19 protein-coding genes and 2 pseudogenes are annotated in these 17434 nt (G+C 68.9%); 9 read left to right on the forward strand and 12 right to left on the reverse strand.

Annotated features, from left to right (window positions below; genetic code table 11):
• Positions 1-286: 286 nt before the first annotated feature.
• Positions 287-1726, forward strand: a complete 1440-nt coding sequence (gene gndA / locus ACIBLC_RS12975) for an NADP-dependent phosphogluconate dehydrogenase (protein ID WP_399210925.1) — start codon at positions 287-289, stop codon at positions 1724-1726.
• Between the two features lie 390 nt (positions 1727-2116).
• On the opposite strand, the gene ACIBLC_RS12980 is transcribed toward gndA, so the two are convergent.
• From ACIBLC_RS12980 to ACIBLC_RS12995, 4 genes and pseudogenes are all read right to left on the reverse strand, one after another.
• A complete protein-coding gene (locus tag ACIBLC_RS12980) occupies positions 2117-2785 on the reverse strand; it encodes an aspartate/glutamate racemase family protein (RefSeq protein WP_399210926.1) in 669 nt (222 codons plus the stop codon).
• Positions 2785-3129: a GNAT family N-acetyltransferase gene (locus ACIBLC_RS12985; RefSeq protein ID WP_399210927.1), complete on the reverse strand. Its 345-nt coding sequence runs from the start codon at positions 3127-3129 to the stop codon at positions 2785-2787. The genes ACIBLC_RS12980 and ACIBLC_RS12985 overlap by 1 nt, the downstream gene beginning before the upstream one ends.
• A gap of 48 nt (positions 3130-3177) precedes the next feature.
• Positions 3178-3617 (reverse strand): annotated as a pseudogene (gene panD / locus ACIBLC_RS12990) (aspartate 1-decarboxylase).
• 493 nt (positions 3618-4110) lie between these two features.
• A complete protein-coding gene (locus ACIBLC_RS12995) occupies positions 4111-5640 on the reverse strand; it encodes a hypothetical protein (protein WP_399210928.1) in 1530 nt (509 codons plus the stop codon).
• A 131-nt stretch (positions 5641-5771) separates the two neighbouring features.
• Between ACIBLC_RS12995 and ACIBLC_RS13000 the strand changes: the two genes are divergently transcribed.
• The 4 genes from ACIBLC_RS13000 to ACIBLC_RS13015 all read left to right on the forward strand — a co-directional run bounded on the left by ACIBLC_RS13000 (position 5772) and on the right by ACIBLC_RS13015 (position 8774).
• Positions 5772-6452 (forward strand): response regulator transcription factor, encoded by a 681-nt coding sequence (locus ACIBLC_RS13000; protein ID WP_399210930.1) that lies wholly within the window; start codon positions 5772-5774, stop codon positions 6450-6452.
• Positions 6439-7953 (forward strand): sensor histidine kinase, encoded by a 1515-nt coding sequence (locus ACIBLC_RS13005; RefSeq protein WP_399210931.1) that lies wholly within the window; start codon positions 6439-6441, stop codon positions 7951-7953. The genes ACIBLC_RS13000 and ACIBLC_RS13005 overlap by 14 nt, the downstream gene beginning before the upstream one ends.
• 289 nt (positions 7954-8242) lie before the next feature.
• The gene (locus ACIBLC_RS13010) at positions 8243-8638 is read left to right on the forward strand and encodes a transposase (protein ID WP_399210932.1); all 396 of its coding nucleotides are present in this window, start codon (positions 8243-8245) and stop codon (positions 8636-8638) included.
• Positions 8571-8774: a transposase gene (locus ACIBLC_RS13015; RefSeq protein WP_399210933.1), complete on the forward strand. Its 204-nt coding sequence runs from the start codon at positions 8571-8573 to the stop codon at positions 8772-8774. Before ACIBLC_RS13010 ends, ACIBLC_RS13015 begins: the two co-directional genes overlap by 68 nt.
• Positions 8775-9195: 421 nt before the next feature.
• On the opposite strand, the gene ACIBLC_RS13020 is transcribed toward ACIBLC_RS13015, so the two are convergent.
• From ACIBLC_RS13020 to ACIBLC_RS13030, 3 genes are all read right to left on the reverse strand, one after another.
• Positions 9196-10107 carry a MerR family transcriptional regulator gene (locus ACIBLC_RS13020; protein WP_399210934.1) on the reverse strand — a complete coding sequence of 304 codons (912 nt, stop codon included), beginning with the start codon at positions 10105-10107 and terminating at the stop codon, positions 9196-9198.
• 179 nt (positions 10108-10286) lie between these two features.
• Positions 10287-11149 (reverse strand): IS5 family transposase gene (locus ACIBLC_RS13025; RefSeq protein WP_399210956.1). Its coding sequence is split into 2 segments (ribosomal slippage): positions 10287-10372 and positions 10372-11149, totalling 864 coding nucleotides; the frame shifts between segments, so codons are not numbered across the junction.
• A 35-nt stretch (positions 11150-11184) separates the two neighbouring features.
• Positions 11185-11409, reverse strand: coding sequence for a hypothetical protein (locus tag ACIBLC_RS13030; protein ID WP_399210935.1), 225 nt, complete (start codon positions 11407-11409; stop codon positions 11185-11187).
• Between the two features lie 60 nt (positions 11410-11469).
• On the opposite strand from ACIBLC_RS13030, the pseudogene ACIBLC_RS13035 reads away from it, so the two are divergent.
• Positions 11470-11676, forward strand: a pseudogene (locus ACIBLC_RS13035) (integrase core domain-containing protein); the annotation flags it as partial.
• A gap of 22 nt (positions 11677-11698) precedes the next feature.
• Here the strand turns inward: ACIBLC_RS13035 and ACIBLC_RS13040 are convergent.
• Complete coding sequence (locus ACIBLC_RS13040; protein WP_399210936.1) at positions 11699-12175, reverse strand: hypothetical protein; 477 nt, start codon at positions 12173-12175, stop codon at positions 11699-11701.
• Between the two features lie 110 nt (positions 12176-12285).
• On the opposite strand from ACIBLC_RS13040, the gene ACIBLC_RS13045 reads away from it, so the two are divergent.
• The 3 genes from ACIBLC_RS13045 to ACIBLC_RS13055 are packed head-to-tail and all read left to right on the forward strand — an operon-like array spanning position 12286 to position 13823.
• A complete protein-coding gene (locus tag ACIBLC_RS13045) occupies positions 12286-13467 on the forward strand; it encodes a serine hydrolase domain-containing protein (RefSeq protein ID WP_399210937.1) in 1182 nt (393 codons plus the stop codon).
• 53 nt (positions 13468-13520) lie between these two features.
• A complete protein-coding gene (locus ACIBLC_RS13050) occupies positions 13521-13643 on the forward strand; it encodes a hypothetical protein (protein WP_399210938.1) in 123 nt (40 codons plus the stop codon).
• Positions 13644-13700: 57 nt separating this feature from the next.
• Entirely contained in the window at positions 13701-13823 is a 123-nt protein-coding gene (locus ACIBLC_RS13055; RefSeq protein WP_399210939.1) for a hypothetical protein, read from the forward strand.
• 194 nt (positions 13824-14017) lie between these two features.
• Here the strand turns inward: ACIBLC_RS13055 and ACIBLC_RS13060 are convergent, their stop codons facing one another.
• The 4 genes from ACIBLC_RS13060 to ACIBLC_RS13075 all read right to left on the reverse strand — a co-directional run bounded on the left by ACIBLC_RS13060 (position 14018) and on the right by ACIBLC_RS13075 (position 17291).
• On the reverse strand, positions 14018-14467 hold the full coding sequence (locus ACIBLC_RS13060; protein WP_399210940.1) for a response regulator transcription factor: 450 nt from the start codon (positions 14465-14467) through the stop codon (positions 14018-14020).
• On the reverse strand, positions 14461-14772 hold the full coding sequence (locus tag ACIBLC_RS13065; protein WP_399210941.1) for a nitrilase-related carbon-nitrogen hydrolase: 312 nt from the start codon (positions 14770-14772) through the stop codon (positions 14461-14463). The genes ACIBLC_RS13060 and ACIBLC_RS13065 overlap by 7 nt, the downstream gene beginning before the upstream one ends.
• A gap of 346 nt (positions 14773-15118) precedes the next feature.
• Positions 15119-16345 (reverse strand): esterase/lipase family protein, encoded by a 1227-nt coding sequence (locus tag ACIBLC_RS13070; RefSeq protein WP_399210943.1) that lies wholly within the window; start codon positions 16343-16345, stop codon positions 15119-15121.
• A gap of 670 nt (positions 16346-17015) precedes the next feature.
• Positions 17016-17291 (reverse strand): SRPBCC family protein, encoded by a 276-nt coding sequence (locus tag ACIBLC_RS13075; protein WP_399210957.1) that lies wholly within the window; start codon positions 17289-17291, stop codon positions 17016-17018.
• Between the last annotated feature and the right edge of the window lie 143 nt (positions 17292-17434).

Genomic DNA, 17434 nt, shown 5'->3' on the forward strand with positions numbered 1-17434 from the left:
ACGCTGCGAACCGGCCAGGACAAGAGGGCAATCAGCCGACCCGTCGCCTCAAGTGACCGGGAATCCCCTTTGGTTGCGCGGATCGCTGAGGCGAGAGGGGCCTTCGCCGCGTACAGAACACTGCCAAGTCAGTGTGCGCGGACGGGCGGACCGGCCACATCGCGGTCCGTCGGCCCGGTGACGGGTGTCTCGCCGATCGGGCGATCCGGTGTGACACGGTCGCGGCGGCGTAATACTGGCCGGCAGCAGGGCATTACCGATTACAGCAGCTATGGGAGCCAACCGTATGAGCACATCAGCCCAGATCGGCGTCACGGGTCTCGCGGTGATGGGGCGCAACCTCGCCCGCAACTTCGCGCGCAACGGCTACACGGTCGCGTTGCACAACCGCACCGTGGCCAAGACGAACGCGTTGGTGGAGGAGTTCGGCGACGAGGGCGAGTTCGTGGCGGCCGAGACCGCGAAGGAGTTCGTCGAGGCGCTGGAGCGGCCGCGCCGCCTGGTGATCATGGTGAAGGCGGGCGAGCCGACCGACGCGGTGATCCAGGAGTTCGCCCCGCTCCTGGAGCCCGGCGACATGATCATCGACGGCGGCAACGCCCACTTCGCGGACACCCGGCGGCGGGAGCGCGACCTGCGCGAGCAGGGCATCCACTTCGTCGGCATGGGTGTCTCGGGCGGCGAGGAGGGCGCGCTGCACGGGCCGAGCATCATGCCGGGCGGTCCGGTCGAGTCGTACGACTCCCTCGGTCCGATGCTGGAGAAGATCTCCGCGAAGGCGGCGGACGGAGCCCCCTGTGTGACGCACGTCGGCCCCGACGGCGCCGGGCACTTCGTGAAGATGGTGCACAACGGCATCGAGTACGCGGACATGCAGCTGATCGGCGAGGCGTACCAGCTGCTGCGTGATGTGGCCGGCTACTCCCCCGCGCAGATCGCCGACATCTTCCGCACCTGGAACACCGGCCGGCTCGACTCCTACCTGATCGAGATCACCGCCGAGGTCCTGTCGCACGTGGACGCGGCGACGGGCGAGCCCTTCGTCGACGTGGTGGTGGACCAGGCGGAGCAGAAGGGCACGGGCCGCTGGACCGTGCAGATCGCGCTGGACCTGGGCGTCCCGGTGTCCGGTATCGCGGAGGCCGTCTTCGCCCGCTCGATCTCGGGCCACGCGGCGCTGCGCGAGGCCTCGCGGGGTCTCGCGGGACCGAAGGCTACGGCGCTCGGCGAGGCGGAGGCCGCGGCCTTCGCCGACCGGGTGGAGCAGGCCCTGTACGCGTCGAAGATCGTGTCGTACACGCAGGGCTTCCACGAGATCGCCGCGGGCAGCGACGAGTACGACTGGAACATCGACCTCGGCGCGGTCTCCGCGATCTGGCGCGGCGGCTGCATCATCCGCGCGGCCTTCCTGGACCGGATCCGGGCCGCGTACGGCGCCCGGGCCGACCTGCCGAGCCTGCTGTCCGACGAGACGTTCGCGCAGGAGATCGCCGCCGCGCAGGACGACTGGCGCGAGGTGCTGGTCGCCGCGACGCGCCAGGGTGTTCCCACGCCCGGCTTCTCCGCGGCCCTCGCTTACTACGACGCCCTGCGCGCCGAGCGCCTGCCTGCCGCCCTCACCCAGGGGCAGCGGGACTTCTTCGGCGCGCACACGTATCGGCGCACGGACCGGGAGGGCTCGTTCCACACGCTGTGGGGCGGGGACCGGTCCGAGGTGGCCGGCTGAGCGGGTTCGGGTACGACGGTGGCCCGGTGCGGAGGTTCCGCACCGGGCCACCGGTCCGTTTTCCCTGGTCCCTGGCCTAGGAGACCGGTCCAGGCTGGGGTTCCGGCGACGGGTCGGGTCCCGGCGGGATCGGGGACGGCGACGGAACGGGATCCGGTGCCGGCACCGGGCGGGGGCCCGGCTTCGGGATCGGGTCCGGGAAGGGCTGCGGGCGGTCGGGACCCGGGGTGGGGTCCGGCTGCACAGGGTCGGGATACGGATGGGTCATATTGTCCTCCAGCCAGTCGGTACGTCGGCCCTGGACTTTTCCCCCGCCTACCCGGCTCCCGCGCACCCACTCACCCCCTCGCGCACCGGATGGCGACCAGGTGGACCCAACGGAGCCGCGGTTCAGCCCCTGCGTGCCGCCTCGGCGCCCGCGGCGAGCCCCGGGCGTGGACTGGACAGGACCGGGATCGTGGTCGTCGTCAGCCGTTGGGCCGGAGCCATGGATCCCTGGGCGAGGACGATCGCGTCGGCGTCGGTGACCGCGTCGGTCGCGGCCGCGACCGTACGGGCGCAGCCTTCGATGTCACCCGTCTCGAAGAGTGCCCACGCGCCCTCGACGAGGACGGTACGGACCTCGACGGGGCGCCCGGCCGCGCGGGCCTCCTCCTCGACGAGGGCGACCGTCGGCGGCAGGGTGCTCTCCAGCGACGCGAGGACGACGACACGCGGCCCGGCGGCCACCGCCGCGGCGGCCATCGGACGGTCGGTGCGCAGGACGGGCACCACGGCGCCCGCGCGTTCCACGACCGCGCCGATGGTCGAGCAGGTGCAGAGCACGGCCGCCGCGCCCTGGGCGACGGCCCGGTCGAGCACGGCCCGCACCTCGTCGGCAACCGCCTCGGGCCCCTCCCTCCGAGCCCTGGCCAGCAGGTCCTCGGCGACGAGGTGCCGCAGTTCGAGCCCCTGGTGGTCCTCGTCGCGCAGTGCGTCGAAGACGGGGATGTGCGCGGGCGAGGTGTGCAGCAGGGCGAGCGGACCGGGCCGCGTGGCTGTCGGCGGCGGCACGGGCATCAGAAGCGGCCCGGATGCGCGTCGAGCCACTCCAGCGCCGCGGTCCGCAGCTCCGGATCGGCTGCCGGAGCTTCCTGGGGATGACGCTCCGCCCACTTCACGACGTACGGGCAGAGCGGCGCGACCACGATGCCCTCGCGGGCGGCGGCGGCGTACAGCTCGCGGGCGAGGGAGCCGGCGATGCCCTGGCCCTCGTGCGCGGGCTCCACGATGGTGTGCACCGGGACGAGTGCGCGGGCGGGGGCTTCCAGCACGAAGTACTCGATGCGGCCGACGACTTCGTCCCCGGCGAGCGCCTCCAGGAGGCCGTCCGGCCGGTTGTCGCGGATCTCGATGTCGCTCATGGTCACCACTCCTCGTCTTCCTCTGGTGAGGTCACGTTCGCCGGCGGATCAGACCGACGCGGCCTGCGGGCCGCGTTCCTGGTCCGAGTCCGGTACCGGCATGGACGGGTCGGCGCCGAGAGCCACGATCCGGTTGTCGCGGTCCACGTGCATGACCGGCGGCCGCCGCGCCCGTGCCTCGGCGTCGGAGACCTGAGCGTAACTGATGATGATCACCAGATCGCCGGTGTGCACGAGATGGGCCGCCGCCCCGTTGATACCGATGACTCCCGACCGCGTTCGCCCTCGATGACGTACGTCTCCAGGCGAGCGCCGTTGGTGATGTCGACGATGTGGACGAGCTCGCCGGGCAGCAGATCGGCCGCGTCCAGCAGATCGGCGTCGAGGGTGACGGAGCCGACGCAGTGCAGGTCGGCCTGGGTGACCTTGGCGCGGTGGATCTGTTCGCAGAGGCTAGCGGAGGTCACTGTGGGACTTCTACAGGCCATCCGTCAGCCGGCTCCTCGACAGACCCTTCTCCGACAGCGCCTCACCCTTGTCGCTACCTGCCAGGTCCTGGGCGCGATGCGTTCCGCCGGGATTGCCGTCGGTGCCGATTGATCCAGCCCAGGCCGCCCATGTCGAGTCGGTGGCGGGCACGGGCCACAGCGACGCAGGCGATGCGAGCTTCGATGTCGTCGGGCAAGGGGTCACCGTTCTCGTCCGTCTTTTCTTGGTCTGTCAGCTCAGCGAAGTCCTCGCCGACGCCGACGGAGGCCCATTTTCGACCTTTGGCCTTGTAGGCAGTGGAGACCACGACCCCAGCGCCCTATTCGACCGAGAACTTGTCCACCGTATTGAGGACGGCTGCGACACCGTGTTCGTCGACGAGATCGTTCAGGGCCAGGAGAGCACGGCTCGACGAGTCGTACGAACCCCGCATTTCCGCACCGGCACCGCCCGACGGGACGTGCCCGGGGAGTCACCCGGGCACCACCGCCGTCACCTCATCACCTCACCGCTCGCTCCCGGGCTGTTGGATCCAGGACCGGCCTTCGGAGACGGGTCGTGGCCTCGGACATAGACGCTGACCCGAGCCCCGTTGACATGGGTTGTTCCGTACTCGCGGAAGTGGCGCCGCAGGGTGCTTGTTTTCGCTTCCTCCTGCGGGTTGGTCGGCGAGTGCGCACCCGCCGCGCGGACCACGACGATCCGGTCGAATTCCAGCATGCGTGCCGCAATATCCTGGGCGGGAAGCTCGACACCTGCAAGTGTGTTCGACGAAACGGGATCCTGCGCCAAGGCGAGATCTGTCAGAAAACGGGTGTCCTCGGGGCTGGCCGCGGTCAAGACACGGTGCTGGCCGGAGAGATAGAGCAGCCCGTCGCCGGGACGGCCTTCCTTGCGTACGGCGGCGCCGATGGCGGTGACGTCATTGCTCCGGCTCTGGGGCGTCCTCAGCGAAAGACTCGGCGGGACGAGCGCGGCCAGTACGGCAACCGCCGCGATCCACGCGTTGCGGGACGACCGCTGCCGCCGGTGGAAGTAATCCATCCAGGCGCCCAGCAGCAAGGCGATTCCGATATTGCTGTAGAGCACATACCGATCGACGAAAATGGGCTTGCCCAGTGAGGCGACCAGCAGCAGAAGACCCGGAAGTACGAGAATCGGCACAGCCAGCACGGAAAGCCGAACGGGCCCCCTCACCCCCAGGGGCGCTCGGGCACACACCACGCCCACGACCGCCACCACCAGGAAATAACGAAGCCGCACCGGTCCGCCGATCCAGGACACCTGTCCCGACTGCCCCGCACTGCGGATCGCCAGCGGCAACAGCCCGGCCACCACGCACGCGGCAGCCACACTCCACGCCCTCAGCACCGCTCGTGGAACACGGGAGACAACCAGTGTGACGCCGTGTGCGACCAGGGCGAGGACCGCGAACTCATGGAGCAGACAGGCCAGCAGCATGGTGGAGCCATAGACCGCCCACCGCCATCGGGCGCGATGCGGGACGCTGACCACGAGCGCATAGGTGGCCCAGGTGACCAGGGCGCAGACCATGGCATACGAGCGGCCTTCCTGCGCGTACTTCTGTACCTGGGGAAGGAGCGGAAACACCAGCCCGGCCAGCAGCCCGGCACGAGGTCCCGCCAGGCGCAGCGCCAGAAGCCCGACTCCGCTCGCCGCCACGGACATTGCCAGCACAGACGGCAGCCGCAACGTCAGCAGCCCTCCGCCGAAAAGACCGAAGACCTCATGCATCACGGCGTAGTAGAGGGCATGGACCAGATCAACATGCTGAGCGGTGAGCCATATCTGCGAAAGATCGCGGTGCGCGAGCTGAAAGGTGACGGACTCGTCCCCCCACATGGTGTTCTTTCTACGGATACCCCAGAGCCCCATAGCGATGGTCAGCAACAAGGGCGCGATGACGACAACGGCTTTGGCCGGGCTCGGTGATTGTCGACGGGAGGGTACGGGAGGGGAAATCGTCCTGGCCACGGCGGGGCCGCGTTCATCAAGGGACATCGGGCGACAGGGCCTTTCAGCAGCAGCGGCGAAAAACATCGCCAGCGTGCCCGGACCTCGTTGACCGGATGCTGACCCAACCTGACCGGCCGATCAGGAAGGCGGGCCGGCGCTGTGCGAGGCTGCACCGCATGCGCATCCTGGTGGTCGAAGACGAGGTGGACCTTGCCCACACCCTGCACACCGGTCTGACCGCCGAGGGCTACAGCGTCGACCTCGCCCATGACGGCCGACAGGGACTGTGGATGGCCCGGACCGGCGAATACGCCCTGGTCGTCCTGGACTTGATGCTGCCCGGACTCAACGGCTACAAGGTCTGCGCCCAGTTGCGCCGGGAAAGCAACGCGACCCCCATCCTGGTACTCACCGCCAAGGACGGGGACTGGGATCAGGCAGAGGCCCTGGACACGGGGGCCGATGACTACCTGGCCAAGCCCTTCTCCTACATGGTGCTCGTCGCACGGCTGCGGGCCCTGGTCAGACGGGCCACCACGGTCGCCCCGCCCGTCCTTGCCGTGGGTGACCTTTCGTTGGATGTCGCCGGCCGGGTCTGCCGTCGGGCCGGGGCCAGGGTGGAACTCACGCCCAGGGAGTTCGCCGTGCTGGAACTGCTGGCCCGCCGGGCGGGCCAGGCGGTCTCCAAAGCGGATCTGCTCTATCACGCGTGGCCCGACGAAGCCTGGGATCCCAACCTGGTGGAGGCGCGCGTCAGCGCACTGCGCAAGAAGGTGGACTCCGCGTTCGGCCGACGGTCCCTGCAGACCGTACGGGGTACCGGCTACCGGCTGGTGGACGACCGTGAACGCGACTGAGCCGCGGCGCCTGTGGTGGCCGCGTTCGGTACGAGCCCGCACGGCCCTGGCCGCCGCCTCGGCCGCCGCCGTCATCCTGGCCGGCATCGGCTGGTGGGTACACCACGACGTCTACCGCGAGAGCACGCAGATCGCCGAAGGGCAGGCGCAGGCACAGCTCTTGGCTCTCGTCGACCAGGTGGAGGAGGGCGTGGTTCCCGTTCGCCGAAGCACTGTGCCCTACGAGGTCGTCGCGACCGACCGCCGCGCCGCTGTCGCCTACGGCGGAGGCATGGAGGAGTTCGATCCCGGCACCCGCCATGTGCTGCCCGCCCCACCGAAGGCCGAGTTGCCCGCCCCGCCAGATGACGAGTCGTCAGGCTGGGGCTATGCGACCCGTCCCATGCGCATACCAGCGCGCCACGACGCCAAGCCCGGGGACCGGTTCGGCAAGGACGGTGGGACCTACCTGGTCATGTACGACGATGTCAGGGCCGATGAACTGAGCAACGAAAAAGTCGCCGCTCTGGGTATCGCCGCCGACGCCCAACTGCGGGTCCATGTGGTGGTGCTCCCGCACGCAGGCGAGGACATCGCCGAGACAATCACCGAGGCCACCGACCGCCTGCTGCTGCGGGCCGGGCTCGTCGGCCTCGTACTGATCGCCGCCGTCGCCTACTTCGCCATCCGCATCGCGCTGCGGCCGGTCGAAGCCATCCGCGTCCTCACCGCCTCGGTCACCGCGAGCGACCCACGCGAACGCGTCACCGTCCCCGCCACGGGACACGAGATCACCGCCCTGGCCACCACCATCAACACCACCCTCCAGCGCCTCGACGACGCCGCCGCCCAGCAACGCCGCTTCGTCGCGGACGCCGCCCACGAACTACGCAGCCCCCTCACCACACTGCTCGCCAGCCTGGAAGTCGCGCTCGCCTACCCGGAACGCACCGACTGGCCCGCCGCGGCCACCACCGCCGCACGACAGACCCGCCGCCTCCACACCCTCGCCGAAGACCTGCTGCTCCTCGCCCGCCTCGACACCCGCACCCCCATAGCCGGCCCCGACATCGTCGACCTGACAGCCCTCGCTTCCCGGCTGACCGAGCAATACCCCTCCACCGAAAAGCCGTTGACCCTCACCTGCGACAGCACCGCCCCCGCACACGCACACGGAAACCCCGACGAATACGAACGACTGCTGCGCAACCTCATCGACAACGCCGCCCGCCACGCCGCGCACCGCATCCAGATCACCATCCGAAACCAGGACGCCTGGGTCGTCCTCACGGTGCACGACGACGGACCGGGCGTGCCCACCGAGGACGCCGAGCGCATCTTCGAGCGCTTCGTCCGGCTCGACGACGCCCGCTCCCGCGACCACGGCGGCACCGGCCTGGGCCTCGCCATCGCCCGCGACCTGGCCCACCGCTATCAAGGAACCCTCACCCTCACCCCCCGGACCCTCGGAGCATGCTTCCAGCTACGCCTTCCCCGAGCCCCCACCACGGCCGGGAAATGACGCGCTTCACCGCGGCAGCTTCGGAACCGGAAGACCACCAGATGACCACGCCCACCGCCACCGCTCCGATCGGGCCCACTCCGCATTTGTCAGATCACCCCGCCCCATGCCGAGAACCACGAGCCAACGATCCGACCCGTCACATGATCCGCCGGACAGGTCCCTGTAGTGCTTCGTTAGGTGTTCTCGTTGTTGCTGATCAGGAGCATGTTGAATGTGGGGACACGCATGAAGTGAACCGTTTGCGGGCGGCGTTGGGGCTGTTTGTGGCGAATGTGTGTCCGCCTCGGTGCCGCGGAAGGACCAGCGGGCCAAGGGCGAGTGCTATCTGCGGGGGCTGATGGTGGACGGTCGGCGCAAGTCGATCCAGCCGATGGCCGGGCGGCTGCCGGACGGTGACGTGCAGGCCCTGCAGCAGTTCGTCAGCCAGTCGCCTTGGGACTCGCTACCGGTGCGCCGGCGGATCGCCCAGCGGTTGTGTGAGGTGATCCAGCCCGAGGTGTGGGTCATCGACGACGTGTCGTTTCCCAAGTGCGGGAAGGCGTCGGTGGGGGTGGCCCGCCAGTACTGCGGAGCGCTGGGCAAGCGGGCCAACTGCCAGGTCGCGGTCAGCGTGCATGCGGCCGCCGACACCGCCTCGTGCCCGTTGGACTGGGCGCTTTTCCTGCCCGGAATGGGCCGATGAGCCGGTGCGGCGGCGGGCTGTGGGGGTGCCGGAGGAGGCGAGTCATGTGCCCAACCCCCGTCTGGCCTTGGGACTGCTCGACCAGCTGGCCACCTCGCTCAAGCGGGTGCCGGTGATCGTGGCCGATGCCGGCTAGGGCCGCAGTGTCTCCTTCCGGCTCGCGCTGGAAGAGCGCGGCTGGTCCCATGTGGTGGTCGTCGATCCCAAGGAAGTCGCCCAGCCATAGGCGGCCGAGCCGTATGAGCCGTCATACGGCGGGCTGGGTCCGCCCACGCGGCCTTGCTGTCGGACCCGTGCCCGGGCCCTGAGGGACCTCGCCGACGCTGTCACACGCTTTGAGGAGGTCACCTGGCGTCAGGGCAGCAAGGACGCCATGACCTCCCGCTTCGCTGTGATCGCGGTGCGGTCGGCGGGAAAGGAGGCCTGTCGCACAGCCCAGGAACGCGCCGGTGGACGGACCCACTGGGACGGCGTCTGGACCCGAACCTGCACCACCTGCGGCCAACCCCTCAAAACCAACCGAGCCAGAACCTAACGAAGCACTACTAGGCAGTGTTTTAGGTAGCGGGTGACTCTTGGGCGGATAGTTCTTCGGCCAGTTCCATACAGCGCAGGCGGGCTGGGGAGAAGTCGTAGGGCATCTTGCCGATGGCTCCGACAGCGCTCATGGGGTCAGCCTCCCGCGTGTCAGAGCTGAGGTCGGCCTCGTCCTCGCTGTCATCGGCGGTAGCAGGGTGCAAAGTTTCCCAGGCATCGAAGAGGGCATCGTCGTCCTTCCCCAGGCCGGACTCCTCGATGACGGCCTGCAGGGCACTTTCGAAGGCGTGCCGCTCGACGGCCACCTGAGTCACCCGCGGATCATCGACGGCGACGCTGTCATCGAGTGCTTCCTCGGCGTCATCGATGCGGTCGGAATCCTCCCGCAGAGTGGGATGCGTGGCCAGGGCGACGAAGCGGGTGGCCTGGACGGCCGCACCGAGCGGGCCGAAGATCCGCTCAGTGACCAGCAGACTGTCCAGGTCCGCCTGGCGCAGGGAGCCGTCAGGCAGGCTCTTGAGGCGTTCGGTGACGAAATCGGAGAGCAGGCCCATCCGGCTGCCTTCGGTGCGCATCCGCTGCACGGCGGTCCGCTGCCGCCGCAATTCCGCCTCCTGCTCGGCGAGGGTTTCCTCCAACCGCTCCAGGATGCCCGCGATACCGTCTCCGCTGTCCGCACCAGCGGAAGCCGTGCCGGTGGTAAAGGCGTCACGGATGTCGTCCAGGGCGATCCCGGCGTCGGCCATCTTGCGAATCCACAGCAGGCGGATCATGTCCTCGTACCCGTAGCGGCGGCGGTCATCGCCGCCCCGCTCAGGCTCGGGGAGCAGGCCGATCTCGTGGTAATGGCGAATCGCCCGTGGCGTGCTGCCGACGAAGGCCGCCGCGTCACCGATCTTGACCTGGCGGGGTGGCATGAAAGACGAATGCATGAGCAGGGACCTTCCCTCAAGGGATCGGGACGTAAGTCCACCGGACCACATGCCGCTACGGAATGTGCAACCCCAAACACACCGCTCCGCGCCAATGCCAGGAAACGCGCCCTTCCTCCGTAATGACCGCAGGGCCGTCCCTTCCTGCCGGGGCATCCGCACGACGGCAGGCTGAGGATTCACAACCACCGATGAATCGCCGCGACCTGAACCGTCGACTCGAACCGAACCGCAGTTTTGTCGAACCGGGTTGCCACGGCCCGGTGCTACTGAGACGGCTGATCCCGCATTCGACCGCGTGCCGGGCCTTGTGGTCCTCGCGGTCGAAGAAGGGCGGACGGCCACCGCCACGTCCGCGGCGCCCGCGGACCTGATCGACCGGCTCTGGAATCGTGCACCTGATGCCACGTCTGCACAGGTGGGCGCGATTTGCGCGTGAAGAGTACGCCTTATCGCCTCGCACCCGCAGCGGGCGGTTTCTCGGCCGGCCGACACCAGGCCGGGGCACCCCGATCGCGTTCGGGACCGGCTCGAAGTGCGGACTGTCACCGCGCTGTCCGGCGGTGATCACCAGCGACAACGGCTTCTGTCCCTGCTCACACGCCAGATGAATCTTCATGGTGAACCCGCATCGCGACCTGCCCAGTCCATGGTCTTCAGGTTCGGCGCTCACTCCGCCCGGCGGTTCCTTCTGCACAGCACCGTGCCGGCGGGCACCGGCAGCACGGCGCTGTGCCCGGCAGATGGTGGAGTCGACATCGACCTCCCAGAAGACCAGCCCGGCCGCATCAGCCCTCGCCTGCAACAACGTCAGCAGCCGGGCCCACACACCCCATCGCCGCCATCTCCGGAACAGTCCATACACCGTCTGCCACGATCCGTACTCGAACGGCAGGTCTCGCCAAGGAACTCCGGTCCGAACCCGCCACCGCAACCCGTCTACCAGCCGCCGACAGCCAGACCACCTGCGACTTGTGCCCACCGCAGGCAGCACCGACTCCAACACCGACCACTGCTCATCAGAAAGATCCCCTCGCCCCACATCTTGATCATCACCGTGCAGGACGCGCACAGGAATCAGAATCGTGGCGAGCGTTCGGGGCAGGCTTTGCCGTCCTTGCACTCGGCCTGGGCTGCGAGGCCGTCGGTGAACATGTCCAGAAGTTTTCTGGCGCGCTCTCCTGAGTCGTCTGGCCCGGCAGTGCCAAGGAGGGCACAGATCGCGACGGTCACATCCATGGCGTCGAGGTCGTCACGCATGCTGCGGTCTGCCACGCCGTCGGCGAGGTACGCGGCGATCACCTCGGCAACTCCGTCGGAGGCGGGCGAGGCGAACGGGGTTGCGGACTGGCCGGCCGCTGTCGTCCTCAGACCAACGGCAAGGTCGAGCGCCTAAATCGCACCCTGCTCGACGAGCGGGCGTACGTGCGCCCGTACTCCAGCAATGCCGAACGCACCCAAGCCCTGACCGACTTCCTCCACACCTACAACTAGCACCGCTGCCACACTGCACTCGGAGGCCAGCCCCCGATCAGCCGAGTGAACAACCCCGCAGGGCAATACACCTAGGTGTCGCCTCGCCCGTGATGCGTCACAAACGAGCCGACGTCGGCGTCTGCAGCACCTCTTCTGTGTCGTGGGTGAAGACGCCTGACGCCGTCGCCCCGCTGAGGAGCGCGGTGAGGAGCGCCGCCGCGCCGACGAGTGTCAACCGCGTCCGCCGTGGCATGGTGCGCGCCGGTGCGGCGACCGCGGGTGCGATGTTGGTGGGCGTGGCGTCCGCGGGTGAGGGACCGCACGCGATGTCGGTGCGGGCGTCCAGCCATGCCTCCGCCTCCTCGCCTCGGAGTCCGCAGGCCGCTACGAACGCCGCGACGAGTTCCTCGCGGGGAAGTCGTTCCCTGCCGAGCATGGTCGCCGCCGTGGAGTACGGCAGACAGTGGCCCGCGTCCGCCGCGTGGCGTTCCAGTCGGCGGTAGCTCAGGCCCGACCAAGTCTTGAGCCGCCGCAGTGCCGCGACGAAGGCGGCCGCGTCGGTGTCCGGCGGTGTGGGCGGTGCGGTGGTCATGACGATGGTCCCCCCTGATGAGCTGGACGTACATGGGCTCGCACAAGCTCGAACACCCTGACAGCTTGAGGAATGGCGGCGGCGAAGGTCAACCTCGTTGCGGATTCCCGATGTTGGAGGTCATAGGTCATATGGGTCTGCTCCGCTGCCGTCGCAGCCGCGCCGCCGTCACCACCCTGGCGGCCCTGGTGATGCTGGGTGCGTGCGCCGAGGAGGGTGATGCCCGGCGGCCGGGTGCCGGGTCCGCCGCGGCCGTCCCGAAGGTGCGTGGTGGGGAGTCGGTCGCCGGCTTCCTCCACCGTGTCCTGCCCGCCGGGGCGGGTGGCACCGTGATCGCCGCACGTGGCGACGAACTCGCTTACTGCGGAGGCTTCGGGGCGGCGGACCGCTCCTTGGGCACTCCGGCGAGCTGCCGCACGGTGTACGACGTCATGTCGATCACGAAGCAGTTCACCGCCGCCGCGATCCTGAAGCTGGAGGTGATGGGACGGCTGCGGGTGAGCGACCCGATCAGCCGGTTCCTGGGGCCGGTGCCCAAGGGCAAGCGTGACATCACGATCGACCAGTTGCTCACGCACACCTCGGGTCTCGTGGAAGCGCTCGGCGACGACTACGAGCCCGTCTCGCGCGCGGAACTGGTGCGGCAGGCGCTGGCATCGAAGCCGCGGTCGGCCCCGGGAGAGGAGTTCCACTACTCGAACACCGGGTACAGCCTGCTCGCTGTGATCGTCGAGGAGGCGTCCGGGGAGGGATACGAGCGGTTCCTGGCCCGGCACCTGTTCGCTCCGGCCGGAATGGAGCGGACCGGATACGTCCTGCCCCGGTGGCCGCGGAACCTGGTCGCGGTGGAGTACGACAGCAAGGGACGCAGCCAGGGCAGGCCCTTCGACCACCCCTGGGCCGCCGACGGACCGTACTGGCACCTGCGGGGCAACGGCGGCATGCTCTCCACCGCCGAGGACATGTTCCGCTGGCACCAAGCCCTCTCGGACGACGAGGTGCTGCCGGAGCGGGCCAGACGGAAGCTGTTCGCGCCACACATACGGATACCCGAACTGGACGACTCGTACGGATACGGCTGGGTTATCCGCGAGACCCCCGACGGACGGACCGTCTGGCACAACGGCGGCAACGACTGGTCGCTGGCCTACCTCACGAGGTCGCTGCGCGACGGCGTCCTGGTCTTCTGGGTGAGCAACCACGCCTACCAGGACGGCAAATGGAACCTGGAGGACCAGGCGGAGGAGCTCACCCAGGGCATCGCCGACCTCGTCCGCGCCGAGGACCACTGAACCAGTGACCGCATCAAGCGGCACCGGACCCCAACAAATGTCAGGAGAAAACAATGCGTAAAGCCGTGTTGGGTTTGTTCATGGCACTGGCGGCCGTGCTTGCGGTAACGCCGCTCGCCAACACCGACCACACCGAAACCGCCGCCTGCTGCGGCGGCATGCCCGGCCACCCGTAGAGGGCACTCACCAGTACAGGGGTTGGATCAGGTTCCCCCTTCTTACAAGGAGATGTGATGCGCAAAACCGTAATCGGCCTGCTCGTGGCACTGACGGCCGTACTCGCCGCAGCACCACTCGCCAACGCCGGCCACACGGAAACCGTCGCCTGCTGCGGCGGCGGGCCCGGCTTCCCGTAACGGGCACTCACCGCCAACTCGGTCTGGATGAGGGCCCGTCAGCTCACGCTGGCGGGCTCTTCTCCCCGTGCGCAATGGTGATCAGACAGAAGCTGGGCCCGCCTGACCGCACATGTGTCATCCAGCCGTGTGCATCCCGGCCGACCACGCGTACTTCGCCACCGCGACCTTGAAGATGTGGTTCATATGGGTCTTCACCGTGGCCGGGCTGAGACGAGCCGGGCACAGATCTCCGCCTTGGACAGGCCGTGCGCGATGAGAACGAGCACTTCGGGGTCGAGCCAGGTCCGGCCGTCGTGCACGCTGTGGATGACCTGTTCGACCGTGTCGTCTTCGGCGTCCTTGGTGAGGTAGCCGCGGGCCCCGGCCCGCAGGGCGGGAAAGACGGAAGCGTCGTCGGCATAGGTGGCCAGCACGAGCACCTTGCAATCAGGCAACTGTTCCCGCAGCGCCGCGGTGGCCGCCACACCGTCCGTCACCGGCATGTTCAGGTCCATGAGCACCACATCCGCGAGGAGTTGCCCCGCGAGTGTCACCGCCTCGGCGCCGTCTCGGGCCGAGCCGACCACCTCGACGTCGTCCAGAATGCCGATCAGCTGGATGAGCCCGTTGCGGACGACGTGCTGGTCGTCCGCGATCAGCACCCTGATCCTGCCGCGGCCAGGCGAGCCCGGTCGATCGAGGGTCCCTCGTGGTGCTCTGCCAGTTCCCGGCACTGGCCGGGGTCGATGGCGTAGCCGGTGGTGTACTTCTCCGGAAACACCACCACCTGGCAGTCGTAGGCCGCGGCCAGAGCGGTGACCTCCACCAGCCGGTCCATGTTCTGCCGCACCGCTGCCAGGCTGCCGACCGGCCCCTGGCCCTGGCCCAGCGCCACCCGCAGCCCCTCTCCGGTGGCGGGCGCGTCACGCAGTGCGGAGCGGAACACGATACGAACGGGCTGCGTCATCGAGGAGCGCTCTTCCCATGATCGGCGATCCCCACGACCGCCACATGAGAGGAACGAAGCGCTACCGCGTCGGACACCGTCATCACTTCGATGGCAGTGCCGACCTGACCCGCTGTATCGCTACCGGGCAGCACCTCTGTGCCGGCCGCACACGGGGAATTCCCGGCGGCCGCTGCCAGTCCCGCCGCACCGCAGAAGCCTCCCGCACGGCCCGCGGGCATGTGTCCCTCCCTCCCTCGCTCCGGGCCGGAGCGAGGGAGGGAGGGAGTTCATTGCAGCGGCTGCGCGCACCGGATGACGCGTTGGCCGGTACCGACCGGCCGCGCCCCGCCGGCCCGCGGTGGGATCATTCGGGGAGCTTCCTCAGGATCCATTCGCAGAGTTCGGCCGTGATCTGAGTGTGGGCGGTGGTGGTGGAGGAGCAGAGGTAGTCGTCCAGCTCGCTCTCTGCCGGCTCGCACTTGTCGATGTTGACGTAGAGGTCGTCCTGGCGGTCGATGTCACGGATCGCGACGGCGCTGACCGAGGGGACGAAGCAGACGGTGGGGTGGCGCAGGTCGGCTGTGCCGCCCTTCTCCTCCAGGGCGTCGGCGATGATCTTGTAGGAGTCCAGGGTGCCGCCGGGGGCGCCGTCGAGTTCCGGGAAGCCGCTGGTATTGATGGTCTTCGAGGCGCGCGGGAAGGTCCGCTCCAGTTGGGCGACCATGACGTTGCCGCGGGCCTGGGCGTAGAAGGTGGTCCCGGGGAAGACCCTGGGGCCGGCGCTCTTCAGAGCGATCTGGGCGGCCGGGATGTCCAGGCCGGTGCCGTTGCCGGTGCCGTTGGCGACAGCGATCTTCAGGGGGATCTGGGGCCAGCCCCCGACCCGCTCCAGGGCCTCCAGGAACTCGGTGCGCAGCGGATCCTGGCGGATGGAGCCGTCCTCGCTGTTGTAGTGCCGCCACAGCATCTGCCGGGAGGCCGGGCTGTTCATCTGCTTGGCGAAGTCGTTCACCTCCTGGCCCGGCAGGGTCGGGATGAAGTGGGCGAACGCCTGGATCCCGATGGGGATCACACCACCGCGGTGCGGGGTGTCGTAGGAGAAGTACACGGCCGTCTCGTGCCGGATGCGCTGCCGCTCGAGGTGGGCCAGGGCGTAGCGGGTGATCAAGCCGCCCATGCTGAACCCGCCGACCGTCAGCGGGCTGTCGTCCTGCCGCTCGCCGAGGGTGCGCAGGATGGCTTCCCGGGCGGCCTCGGCGTTGGTGAGGATCGAGGCGGTGCGCTCCTCGAAGCCCAGCAGGACTACGGTCCTGCGCTGCTGCTTCAGCTTGGTCAGCAGCGGGTAGTCGCGGTTCAGGCCGGTGTAGAGCCAGGCCAGGTCGCTCCTGCCCAGGTTGAACCCGTCGGCCATGATGACCGGTCGTTCGATACCGGTCGAGCCCTCGCCGTAGTAGACCCACGCGAACCCGTTGCGCAGCTCCCACTTCTCGTCCGGGTCCGGAACCGGGTAGGGCAAGGGAGGCGCGGTCGCGATCGCGCCCCCGAGCGTCAGGGTGCCCAGCGTCTGCTCGGTGTCCTGCTCTGCGGTCAAAGCCACTCCTTCGTGATCGCGCACGTCGAAGCGCCCCCACCAGTGCGGGTGGCACTTCGATCGGCGGCGGGAAGACATGAGGTCACCCCCACATCACCGCATCTCCGCACGACCGGACAGCGCCTTGGCGAAATGACCACTCGTACGACTGGTGCCGCAATGGAATCGTTTATTCCGCTGGCGCCCGACGGCTGACGCCCCCCGTTTCGCTCTCGCCAGACCCCACCACGGCACCCCCACCAGGCACATCACTTTGCGGTCTCACCCCCCCCTCACCACAGTGCGCAAGACCCCGACCACAGCCCCCACCACCGCCGGTCAACGCCCCCCAAGACCGTCCACCCCAGGGCCAAAAGAACCTTCTGCGGAACATCCCGGGTCGCGGGGGCTTGCGCAGCTGACACTCCAGGGCGCAGGAGCCCGCAACCCGTGCGAGCGTCCGGCAGGCGGAGCAGGCCCTCTACCAGGACACGCTCGCGGAGTACTGCTGGGCGTGGGATGTGGCGGGGCTCGCGCCGACGACGCTGAACAGCCGCAGAGCACAGCCCACCTGAGCAACAGCCGCCAGCGACACTCCTGCGGGCGGGACCGCATCACAGCCATTCATATTCGATCGCATGCGAGGGGTCTTCGGCCTCCACGTTCGAATTCTCTTCGAGAGAATTTCACGTCAGGGTGCGGTGATGCTTTCAAGCCCGATGTCCGCAGGGTTCAGCGCTTCGATTCCGGTTCGGAATACATCTTCTGCGAACAGGGCCCTCAGTCGTGGGCCGTCGGCGGGGTCGTTCGGCTCGAATGTCGCGGTCCAGGTGACCTGGCAGGAGGCGGCGCCCGTTTCGGACACCTCCACAGTGGCACAGTAGTTGGTGACGGGAAACGGGCTGGTCAAGAATGTGTACGTGAGTCTGCGTGCTTCGGGATCGCACGCGATCAGCTCCTCGCGGATGGCTGCCCCGTCGTGGGGGGGGGGGGGGGGCCCCCCCCCCCCCCCCCGCCCCGGCGGGGGGGGGGGGGGGGGGGGGGGGGGGGTCGGGGGGGGGGGCGGGGGGGGGGGGGCCCCCCACCCCCCCCCCCCCCCACCCCCGACGC

It is taken from the genome of Streptomyces sp. NPDC050535 (assembly GCF_044457665.1).
In the GTDB taxonomy this organism is placed as follows: Bacteria; Actinomycetota; Actinomycetes; order Streptomycetales; family Streptomycetaceae; genus Streptomyces.